Here is an 8,260-nt window from a genome sequence, read left to right as displayed (position 1 = left end):
AAATGTTTGGAATGGACAAACTGAGCCCAAACCGCGTTGCATCGCGGTTTGGGGTTACCCGAAGGCGTACAAAGGTACGTCGAGAGGCGAAGTTTGTTCATAGCAAAAACGCATTTATCAAAAGAAAACACGCAAAATTTTTGCGTGTTTTCTTCATTTCGTGTCTTTCTCGTGCGTTTGCACAAACTTTGTTCGCCTTTATACTCGCGTTTTTGCGATCCGGACTTTTTTTACATTCCCTTTTAATTTGCATATAATCAGTCAACCAATACAGACCAGCCGAAGGGATCTTCGATTTTACCCCACTGAATGCCGGTGATGGTGTCATACAGCTTCTGGCTTACTTCGCCAATTTCACCGTTGCCGATTTCCATAACCTCGTCAACCCAACGAAGCTTGCCAACGGGTGAAATAACTGCTGCAGTACCTGTGCCGAATACTTCTTCTAAGGTTCCGTTTTCATAAGCTTCTTTAAGCTCGTCTACAGAAACCTTTCTTTCTTCAACCTCTAAGCCCCAGGATTTGCAAACCTGAATTACAGAATCACGGGTGATGCCGGGGAGAATAGAGCCGTTGAGCATAGGTGTTACAATCTTGCCGTTAATCTTAAAGAAGATGTTCATTGCACCAACTTCTTCAATGTATTTGCGTTCTACGCCGTCCAGCCACAAAACCTGAGAATAACCGTCGTCATGTGCTTTAACCTGTGCCGCCAAAGATACAGCGTAGTTACCGCCTGCCTTAGCAAAGCCCATACCACCGCGTACTGCACGAACATATTCGTCTTCAATCCAGATGCCGACCGGAGCCAAACCGCTTGCGTAGTAAGCACCGCTGGGAGAGAGGATAATCATGAATAAGTAGGTGTCAGAGGGCGCAACCCCTAAGAAGGAGTCGGTTGCAATGATGAACGGACGGATATAAAGGGATGTGCCGGGAGCGGAGGGAATCCAGTCTTCGTCAACCTTTACAACAGCCTTAACAGCCTCTACAAACATTTCTTCCGGAAGTTCGGGAATGCAAAGACGCTTGTTGGTGTTGTTGGTTCTCTTTGCGTTCATTTCGGGACGGAACAGTCTTGCTTTGCCGTCAGCTCCTTTGTATGCCTTTAAGCCTTCAAACATTTCCTGACCGTAATGGAAAACCATGGAAGCAGGAGACAGGGTCAAATCGCCGTAAGGAACGATTCTTGCATCGTGCCAGCCCTTTTCACCCGAATAGTTCATAATGAACATATGGTCGGTAAATACCTTACCAAAGCCGAGCTTGGACTCGTCCTGCGGTTTCTGTTTCGGTGCAGTTGTTTTCGTAATTGTAATATTCATTCTTTACATCTGCCTTTCTTTGTATTATAATATATTATGATACACCTAAAAATTAAATTTGTCAAGGGGCGAAGAGTATGAAGAAAACAAAAAATACCAAAGGGAAAATTATAGATGCGGCCTGGAAGCTTTTTTATGAGCAGGGCTTTGAAAATACTACGGTAGAAGAAATTATTATCGAGTCCAAAACCTCCAAAGGCTCTTTTTATCACTATTTTCAGAGCAAAGAGGATTTGTTGGGGTCTCTGGCGGATTTGTTTGATGAAAAATATACCATGCTTTCCGAAACCCTTGACTGGGCACAAAATCGTTTTGAGATTTTGCTGTATTTAAACCGCGAGCTGTTTGAAATGGTGGAAAACCGTATCGACATGAATCTTTTAAAGCGCATGTATGCGGCACAATTGACTGCCCAGGGCGGAAAACAGCTCTTAGACTACAATCGCGTGTACTATAAATTGCTCCGCAAAATCATGATAGAGGGGCAGGAAAGAGGAGAACTGACCAAAGACAAGTCGGTCAGCGAGCTGGTGCGTTTTTATGCCTTTTGCGAGCGCGCGGTACTGTATGACTGGTGCCTGTATAATGGCGAATACTCCTTAAAAGCATACGCACAAAATTCCATGCCGTCTCTGCTTTCGGGAATAAAAGCGTAAAAAAGTTTTTATCGTACAGAAATTATTTTTTAAGTTCGTACAGCCTCTAAATCAGCTTATAATAATAAATTTAAACAAATGCAAGCGAAATCGTACAGATTATAGTCTGTACAAAATTCTGCTTGCATTTTTTGTAAGTGTGTGGTATACTATACAAGAATTTTGTTAAAGTATGGAGGAGAAAGTACATGAAACTGTTTGCGTTTGTAATTTATTTTGCGGCAATGCTTGGCATAGGTTTATACTTCTTTGTCAAGTCAAAAAGCGGAAATGACAAAGATTATTTCTTAGGCGGAAGAAAGATGGGACCGTGGGTAACTGCAATGAGTGCCCAGGCATCTGATATGTCCGGTTGGCTTTTGATGGGCTTGCCCGGAAGTATTTTAGCTTTGGGCTTAGGTCAGGTGTGGATTAGTGTGGGTCTGGCATTGGGTACTGCACTCAATTGGATTCTGATTGCAAAGCGCCTGCGTAAATTCTCAAAGGCGGCAAACGATGCAATCACCTTACCGCAATATTTGTCCAACCGATTTGCTACAAAGAACCCTGCACTTAAAATTATATGTGCAATTGTGTTCTTAATCAGCTTCACCATTTATGTTGCATCTGCGTTCCAGGCCGGTGTTAACGTATTTACAAGTGTTATTGATATTGAACCGACGACTGCGTTGATTATTTTCGCGGTAATCATTTTGATTTATACATTCCTTGGCGGTTATAAAGCGGTTTGCTGGACTGACTTTTTCCAGGGCATGCTGATGCTTGTGGCATTGCTTGCAGTTCCGATTGTGATTGCATGTACCAAAAACTTAGATGTAAATGTACTTGATCTGGTTTATACAACAGCAGATGGCAAGGAACTGGCATTTACAAAAAATCCCTTCGCCGCACCTGCATCCGAGATTATTTCCGGTCTGGTTTGGGGGCTTGGCTACTTTGGCATGCCGCATATCTTGGTTCGCTTCATGGGTATCGAAAAGCCCAGCATGATTAAAAAATCTGCAACCGTATCTATTATCTGGGTTGTTCTGACGTTGGGTGCAGCTTCGTTGATTGCGTATTTTGGCAGAATGATTCTTTCGGCAGAATTTGTCGCAGGCAATCCTGAAATGATTTTCATTGAGCTTGTAAACGATATTTTCCCGCCCTTTATCGCAGGTTTATTGCTTTCTGCTATTATTGCGGCATCTATGTCCACAGCGGATTCACAGCTTTTGGTTGCATCCTCATCCTTTACCAGTGACATTTACAAACCGATTATCAAGAAAGACAAAGCATCCGACAAGGAGCTGCTCTGGATGGGCCGTCTGGTTGTAGTTATTATTTCTGTGATTGCATTCTTTATGGTTAAGAGCGGAAAATGCGGTACAATCATGAGCATGGTTGAAAATGCTTGGGGCTTGTTCGGCGCGGCATTCGGACCGATTGTTATTCTGTCTCTGTTCTGGAAACGTTTCACCTATTCCGGTGCAGTGGCAGGTATCGTTACCGGTGCAGTTGTGGATATTGTTTGGCTTATGTTCCTTAAAGCAAGCACCGGTATCTATGAAATCCTTCCCGGTTTCGTAGCATGTCTGGTTGTTGCGGTTATTGTAACACTTCTTTCTAAAGCACCTTCGGCTGAAGTTTGTGCAATCTATGACAAAGCAACCGACAACTCTGTTGATGATTAATTGAATCAGTCATAAATTAAATACCTATACGCATAAAATGGCGTATAGGTATTTTTTTATTTAGGAGGAATAAGTAATGCACAAAGCAGCGGATTTTAGACAAAAAGAAGTGATTAACATCAAAACGGGGCAGAGAATGGGTTATATTTCGGATGTGGATATCGATATGAACAACGGCTCATTAAATTCCATTATCATCCCGGGTGGCAGTAAGTTTTTAGGTGTATTCGGCAAGGAGGAGGATATCATTATCCCCTGGAATGCCATTCGTACCATCGGTGACGAGGTGATTTTGGTGGACTATGATGCTTTGCCCGTAAGAAGACAGGCGAAATAACGCTTTTCTCTTTACATTTCTTGTTTTTTGTGGTACACTTAAAGAAAAACGAGGAGTGTACAAAAATGAAAAAACAACTGATTTTATGCGTGCTTGTGTTGCTCTTAAGTCTACTGCTCGTAGGCTGTGTTGCAAAAAAGGTAACACCTGAAAACGAGATTCCCGAAATCAAAGAAGAACAGACCGAAGCGGAAGCACCTGCACCGCAGGAGACGGAAGCAGAAGAAAAGGAAGAACCTGCACCGGTACCCAAGGACAAAAGCTTAGACACCATGACCGATGCAGAAAAAGCAGAACTGAATGCATTTGTCAGCAAATTTGCTGAAACCTTTATTTATGAGTATGCGTCAGACGATGCAAATCGGGGAATTGCGATGTACAAGTTCGCGCTGTTACACAGCCCGATTCATAAAAATGGCGAAGGCATTGTGTTTACCGAGTACAATTACGATATTGGTATCCGGGAAGAAACCATGAATGCTATTTTAGACGAGTATTTCGGACAAACCCTGCCCGGAGAGATGGATGGACCCATCTGGTACGAAAACGGTACCTACTGGACCACCAACGGCGGTGATGTTTCGCATGCCTATTTTTGCATTGTAACCGATTTGTTCAAACGGGCTGACGGCACATACGAGGCGTGGTTTGATAAATTCTATGACCCGGCAAACGAAAACGCCAAAGCATTGCCTGCATGGTACAGCTATTCCAAAGATGAAGCAAGCGCAAACTGCGAATACCAAAACAACGGTATTGCCATTGTGCGCGAGAAAACCTACAATGGCAGGCAAACCTATGAGCTGGTCAGCTACCGCGAACGTCGATAAGTAACAAACTTAAAAAAAGCGTTGTGCAGATGCACAACGCTTTTTTAGTCCCGAAAATCAAACAACTCTTTGGGTTTTATTTCCAAAACATCACATAGTTTAAACACTACATCAAATGAAACACCAACATTTCCAAGCTCTATAGCACTTATGTGACTCCGGTCAATATCTACCAGTTCTGCTAACTGTAATTGGGTCAGTTTTTTTCTTTTTCTGTAATACACCACGTTAAGTCCAAATTTTTCGTATAGACTTTTGTACTCCAGCTTCATCCTTATCACCTCTCTATATATTATAGATTATTAGCCACATTTGTTAAACCTTGTGAAAATATCGTAACGCTATTGACACAAGTCATTTTATGTGTTACAATAATTTTAATTTAAAGGAGGTAACGAAAAATGAAAAAAATCACGGCACTACTTTTGGTTGTGTGTATGCTGATTGGATTAACCACCGGCATATATGCAGCAGGCGAAGTAAGAATTACAAGCCCGTCTGACGGACAATGGCTTGACCCATATAACGACGATATCGTTATAAAGTGGTCTAAACCTGCATCGGGACAGACGTGCAAAATCACTATTGTTAATGTTGGCGAAAATAAAGATGTTATTCGCAACAAACCAGTGAGTGGGACATCATATACAATTAAAGCCGGCACATTTGGATTTGAAGAAAAATATAAAGTGTGGGTAGGCACCTTTGAAAACGGTGAAGCAATCGGTCCGGGTAGCAGTATTATTTTCTGCACCAAACCTAAAAAAGAATGCATTGAAGAAGCAAGCTTCGCGAATATAGATGATGGAGATTGGGTAGATTCAACAAAAACAATTGCTGTCCGAATCAATGATTTCAATGCAGATCTGGTGCATCGCATCACGATAAAGAATGCAAAAACCGGTGAATATATCACGCAAAACGAAATTATATCGTCGCGCACATATAACATACCGGCGTATACGTTGGATTATGAAGAAAAATACACAATCTGGATTGGTACATACACAAGCAAGAATCTGAGCGATGCAGTAGGAAAAGGAAATTCTGTGACTGTGCTTGTCAATGCGGCAGAGTTAGAGGAAGCATCCATTACCACTCCGGAAAACGAAGCGGTTTTGCCTGCAAATACCGATATTACATTCAAATGGGAAAATCTGGATACATGGTATAGCATTACGTTACGCGATACGACAACAAACGACCTTGTTTTTGAACGCAAAGATATAAATCAAGCTTCATACACGGTTGATGCGGATGATTTAACACCGGGACACAGTTATAAATTATGGCTTGGAACGTATGCGGATGAGAGAAAAGAAAAAATCGGCATAGGTGATACAATTACATTTTCGGTAGAAGAATTGCCCGAAGAACCCGAAGAACCTGAAATACCCGAAGAACCTGAAATACCCGAAGAACCTGAAATACCCGAAGAACCGGAGCCGGAAGAAGAGCCAGCCTCTTTTAAAAATACAAAAATTTCGATGTTCGATGAAGAGTCTATTGAAATGCGTTATGAATTGGATGATGGTGCATACTCCTATGTTAGAATCCGTGTAAAGTCTGCGGATGGGAACACCATTCATAATGACAAATACACGAAAATTTCTGATGCTGTTTTGCTAAGCCTGCAGAATCGTGAAGAAGGAAAATATTCTGTAAGTATTCAGCTGTTTGATGCAGAGGACAATGTAATAGACAGCGCTACAGAAACCTTAGTTTATGAAATCGAGAAAGATGAACCGAAAGAAGAACCGGCAGAAATACAGTCAGTGAAAGCTTCTGTCAACAATGGTACGTTGGTCATTAAATACACACTTTCTAATGATGCTTTCACAACATTTCAGATTGATTTGTATGACGCGAACGGCGAATTTGTAGACCGTGCATATAGCAGTAAGCTAAGCGGGTCGGTAGAATTTGAACTCGGTGATTCGGAAGAATATACATATTACGCTCAGCTCCTGGATGATAACGGAAAGGTTTTTGAAGAAGAAAGCGGAAAGATAAAGCAAGAGAAAAAAGTAGCGTCCGGCTTCTCTGTCGTAGAGAAAATTATGCTGGCAGACAGAATTCCCTTAGGTGAAAAAATCGAAATTTCCGGTGTTGTAGGGTCGGCGTATCCTATTCAGACTGCAGTAGTTACAATCACTGATGTAGCTGATACAAGTGATGTGTATGCAAAATATACAGACAAAAATGTAGACAGTGAGCGTTTTGACGTTTCGGAAGCGCAGAGTACGATAAATAAAGAAAATCTGGGCGTTGGTACATACACTTTAACCGTACAAGTGACAGATACCGAAGGGGAATCGTACACAGCGTTCCAAAAAGACTTTTCTGTTTATAAGGAGGCAGGCGTATATCCTGATGTGCCGAAAACACATAAGAATTACACCGCAATCAAAGCGTTGTCTGAGTCTGGTGTGCTTAGCGGATACGAGGATGGTACTTTCAGACCGGAAAATGCGGTTACACGAGGCGAATTTGTAAAAATTATTTGTGAAGCATTTGGTTTAAGCAAAAACGGTAACGGACAAGATTTTGATGATTCTAAAAATCATTGGGCAAAGCCGTATATCCAGATTTGCTCTTCTAAAGGATTGGTTAATGGTGTGAGCGCAACACATTTTGCGCCCGATGAAACGGTTACCTATCAGCAAATGGCAAAAATTGTTTCCATTTTAAAGGGGTGGGAAAGTGAAGCAAAGAACTTAGGCGGATGGCCGGATGGCTATGTAAGGGTTATGATTGAAAAAGAACTCTTTGACAATACCAAAGTTGCCGGAAGAACTTTTACATATTCTGCATACTATGACTTCCACGCAACCCGTGCCGACGTTTGTCAGATTGTGTATAATGCAAGTGAAAAAGATACGAATGTACCGGAACTTATCGGTAAAACATGGACGGAAGCAGAATTGAAAGAATTTATGGAAGATATGTACGGCGAAGCAATGAAATTGGCAAAGGTTAATAATTTTAATGGGAAATGTGGTGCTTGTGTCGGAAGACAGCTTCAGGCTATTGGTGTGATCAAAACGTATGATGGTGCGCATGGTAAAGATACATTTGATAAATATAGTGCTATGCAGGAAACAAGCGGAGGGTATAGTGTTACGGCTTTTTCAGTCAATGAATATTCTTTAAGCGAAATAATAGAATACATGGACAAGTCAAATGACTCAGGAACACTTACTCTTTTAGCACTAGGATTTCAGAAAGGATCGAAAAGCGAGACAGGGGGACAGAAGTACGGACATACGTTGCTAGTGTATGCTGTTATTGATGGAGTAGTTTACTTTACGGAGTCAGATGGACAAAAGATACGTACATTAACAATTGAAGATTTTTGCAATAAATATAGGCAGAAAGAAGTGGACGGTAAAGATACTTATGTGTATGAAGGTGCGGTTCTGTTTACAAAATAATTAGA

7 protein-coding genes are annotated in these 8,260 nt (G+C 41.6%); 5 read left to right on the top strand and 2 right to left on the bottom strand.

From position 1 onward, the window contains the following. Window positions 1-257: 257 nt before the first annotated feature. Complete coding sequence (locus IJE10_07780; GenBank protein MBQ2967997.1) at window positions 258-1,325, bottom strand: branched-chain amino acid aminotransferase; 1,068 nt, start codon at window positions 1,323-1,325, stop codon at window positions 258-260. 77 nt (window positions 1,326-1,402) lie between these two features. On the opposite strand from IJE10_07780, the gene IJE10_07775 reads away from it, so the two are divergent. The 4 genes from IJE10_07775 to IJE10_07760 all read left to right on the top strand — a co-directional run bounded on the left by IJE10_07775 (window position 1,403) and on the right by IJE10_07760 (window position 4,821). Further along, window positions 1,403-1,981 (top strand): TetR/AcrR family transcriptional regulator, encoded by a 579-nt coding sequence (locus IJE10_07775; GenBank protein ID MBQ2967996.1) that lies wholly within the window; start codon window positions 1,403-1,405, stop codon window positions 1,979-1,981. A gap of 188 nt (window positions 1,982-2,169) precedes the next feature. Then, on the top strand, window positions 2,170-3,654 hold the full coding sequence (gene putP / locus IJE10_07770) for a sodium/proline symporter PutP (protein MBQ2967995.1): 1,485 nt from the start codon (window positions 2,170-2,172) through the stop codon (window positions 3,652-3,654). Window positions 3,655-3,730: 76 nt separating this feature from the next. After that, window positions 3,731-3,991 (top strand): YlmC/YmxH family sporulation protein, encoded by a 261-nt coding sequence (locus tag IJE10_07765; GenBank protein ID MBQ2967994.1) that lies wholly within the window; start codon window positions 3,731-3,733, stop codon window positions 3,989-3,991. A gap of 65 nt (window positions 3,992-4,056) precedes the next feature. Then, window positions 4,057-4,821, top strand: a complete 765-nt coding sequence (locus IJE10_07760) for a hypothetical protein (GenBank protein MBQ2967993.1) — start codon at window positions 4,057-4,059, stop codon at window positions 4,819-4,821. A gap of 44 nt (window positions 4,822-4,865) precedes the next feature. Here the strand turns inward: IJE10_07760 and IJE10_07755 are convergent, their stop codons facing one another. Next, complete coding sequence (locus IJE10_07755) at window positions 4,866-5,093, bottom strand: helix-turn-helix transcriptional regulator (GenBank protein MBQ2967992.1); 228 nt, start codon at window positions 5,091-5,093, stop codon at window positions 4,866-4,868. 129 nt (window positions 5,094-5,222) lie between these two features. Here IJE10_07755 and IJE10_07750 point away from each other — a divergent pair, with 129 nt between their 5' ends. Continuing rightward, window positions 5,223-8,255, top strand: a complete 3,033-nt coding sequence (locus IJE10_07750; GenBank protein ID MBQ2967991.1) for an S-layer homology domain-containing protein — start codon at window positions 5,223-5,225, stop codon at window positions 8,253-8,255. Window positions 8,256-8,260: the final 5 nt, after the last annotated feature.

The sequence above is a fragment of the Clostridia bacterium genome (assembly GCA_017410375.1).
Taxonomy (GTDB): Bacteria; Bacillota; Clostridia; order RGIG6154; family RGIG6154; genus RGIG6154.
The sequence above is the reverse complement of the archived record's forward strand: the minus strand, read 5'-3'. Positions and strand labels throughout refer to the sequence as shown.

Bases quoted from the DNA above. Each gene is read 5' to 3' on its own strand.
- IJE10_07755 (MBQ2967992.1), bottom strand. From the start codon at position 5,093: ATGAAGCTGGAGTACAAAAGTCTATACGAAAAATTTGGACTTAACGTG.
- IJE10_07760 (MBQ2967993.1), top strand. From the start codon at position 4,057: ATGAAAAAACAACTGATTTTATGCGTGCTTGTGTTGCTCTTAAGTCTA.
- IJE10_07765 (MBQ2967994.1), top strand. From the start codon at position 3,731: ATGCACAAAGCAGCGGATTTTAGACAAAAAGAAGTGATTAACATCAAA.
- IJE10_07750 (MBQ2967991.1), top strand. From the start codon at position 5,223: ATGAAAAAAATCACGGCACTACTTTTGGTTGTGTGTATGCTGATTGGA.
- putP (MBQ2967995.1), top strand. From the start codon at position 2,170: ATGAAACTGTTTGCGTTTGTAATTTATTTTGCGGCAATGCTTGGCATA.
- IJE10_07780 (MBQ2967997.1), bottom strand. From the start codon at position 1,325: ATGAATATTACAATTACGAAAACAACTGCACCGAAACAGAAACCGCAG.
- IJE10_07775 (MBQ2967996.1), top strand. From the start codon at position 1,403: ATGAAGAAAACAAAAAATACCAAAGGGAAAATTATAGATGCGGCCTGG.